We start from the raw sequence: 2,308 nt of genomic DNA on the forward strand, positions 1-2,308 counted from the left end.
ACCCCGGCACCGCACGCCAGTTCGCGGTGGTAGGGGTGTTGGTGCATCGGGTGGGTGATCGTGAAGAACACCGGTGCGACGTTACCTGCAGCCTCAGTCGAAAAGCACCGCGGCGTTGAGGTAGCCGCTCGGGTCGAACGCCGCCTTGACGGTGCGCATCGCGGCGATGTCGGCGGGCCCACGGGACATCGGAAGGTATCCGCGCTTGCGGCTGCCCACGCCGTGCTCGGAGCTGACGTTGCCGCCGCACCCGGCGATCAGGTCCATCATCGCCGGATACAGTTCGGCCTCGGCGTCGGCCGGGCAGCGCAACACGTTGAGGTGCAGGTTGCCCTCGCCGAGATGACCGAACAGCAGGGGCAGCGCCTCGGGGGCGTGGCGCAGTATCAACGCATCCGCGGCGGCGGCAAACCGGCTGATCACGGCCAGCGGCAGGGCCACGTCGAACTTCAGCGGCGGCCCGTAGACGCCGAGCACGTCGGTCACCGCTTCCCGCACCCGCCACAGTCGCCGCTGGGTGCTGCGGTCTACACCGACCGCCGGCTCGTCGGATGTCGGCATCCGCCGCAGCAGGCCGGCGAGACGGTCAGCCTGGTCGTCATCGCCGGCGAGTTCCACCAACAGCAGCCAGCCCCCGCCCACTCCGGCGGTGACCCCGCGGTGCTCGCCGGTCAGCACGGCCGCGCGGGCGTCGACGACTTCCAACGCGGCGATGCCGTCGAGGTCGCGGAGCACTCGGCCGGCGTCGACCAGGGCACCCAGGTCGGCGAACCCGCACAGCGCGGTCACCCGATGCGCGCGAACCGGGTGCAGCCGCAGATCCAGTGCGGTGATCACCCCCAGCGTGCCCTCGGCGCCGACGAACAGCGAAGTCAGGTCGTAGCCGGTGGTGTCGGCGCGCACGGCTGAGTGCCGGTGCAGCACTGTGCCGTTCGGCAGGGCGATGTCCAGGCCGACGACCTGTTCGCCCATCCTGCCGTAGGCCACTGTGCGCAGCCCGCCGGCGTTGGTCGACGCCATGCCGCCGACGGTCGCGGTGTCCCGGGCGGTCAGGTCGACGCCGAAGACCAGGCCGGCCCCGGCCGCCGCCTGCTGCACCGCGGCCAGCGTTGCGCCGGCGCCGGCGGTCACCCGGCGCTCTGTCGCGTCGACGTCGTCGACGGTGTTCAGCCGTTCGGTGGACAGCAGCACGTCGTCGTGCTCGGGGACGGTGCCGGCCACCAGCGAGGTGCGGCCACCCTGGATGGTGACGTGTGCGCCACCGCCGCGGCAGACCGAGAGCACCGCGGCAACCTCGTCGGCCGACCCGGGCCGCACCAAGGCGCTGGCCCGGCCGCGGTAGCGGCCGGTGTGGTCGACGCTGTGGGCGGCCAGCACGTCGGGGTCGGTGCTGACATGGCCGGCGCCGAGCACCGCCACCAGGTCGTGCAGCACTCCCGTGGTCATGACGCCGGTGTAGCACACCGGATCAGCCGAGCGGGGACTCCGCGCGGATCTTGTCGTCTCGGATCAGCCCCCGCAGCAGCGCGGTGGAGAACTCGGCGGCGATCTCCTTGGCGCTGCGCCGGCCGCTGGGCCGCAGCCAGCGATACGCGCCCAGCGTCATCCCGATGTAGCCCAGCGCCAACACATGCGAGTCGCACCGGTAGAACTCACCGCTGGCGATGCCGCGGTCGATCAGCCCGTGCAGGTGCTCGTAGACCAGGGTCTCCTTCTCCCGCACCGCGGCGACCTGTTCCTCGGTGAACCACTCGGCGATGTAGGGCTGCTCCTGGAAGTACACCGCCGCCCCTTCCGGGTGGGCGGCGATCTGGGTAAGCAGCCGCACCGTGTACTGGTACAGCGCCTCGCGGGCACTCCAGGACGGATCGTCGTGCACGGCGGCCAGTGTGCGTTCGGCGGCTTGTTGGTAGATGTCGTAGAGGATCAGTGACTTGCTGGCGTAGTAGTGGTAGACGGTCGCCTTGTTCAGCCCCACCGCCTCGGCGACATCGTCCATCCGGGTGCCGTGATAGCCGCGGTTGGCGAAGAGCTTGGTGGCAACCGCCAGCAGCTCCTCACGCCGGGATGGTCCGTTCTCGTTCGGCATGTCCCCTCGCTATCGCCGTCGGTCCGGCAGTGTCCCCACCAATCAACTGGTTGGCAGTCTATGCAGTTGGGCTCGCGTTATTGACGGCGCGGCTAGACTCGGGCAAGAAGAGAGGTGTCGACATGAATCCGTTTGATCCCAATCCCGACTATGACGGGGCAGACGAGATCGAGTGGTTTTTCAGATACATGCCGTGGGGTTTCCGTGGCGTCCTCGACG

Annotated in this window: 2 protein-coding genes; both read right to left on the reverse strand. The window is 69.7% G+C overall.

Features of this window, described 5'->3' with window-relative positions:
* Positions 1-93 precede the first annotated feature (93 nt).
* Entirely contained in the window at positions 94-1,434 is a 1,341-nt protein-coding gene (locus tag AC2VOP_RS01525) for an FAD-binding oxidoreductase (RefSeq protein ID WP_486959329.1), read from the reverse strand.
* Positions 1,435-1,468: 34 nt separating this feature from the next.
* Entirely contained in the window at positions 1,469-2,089 is a 621-nt protein-coding gene (locus AC2VOP_RS01530) for a TetR/AcrR family transcriptional regulator (protein ID WP_486959328.1), read from the reverse strand.
* Positions 2,090-2,308 lie beyond the last annotated feature (219 nt).

This window comes from Mycobacterium sp. TH-M106 (assembly GCF_057473765.1).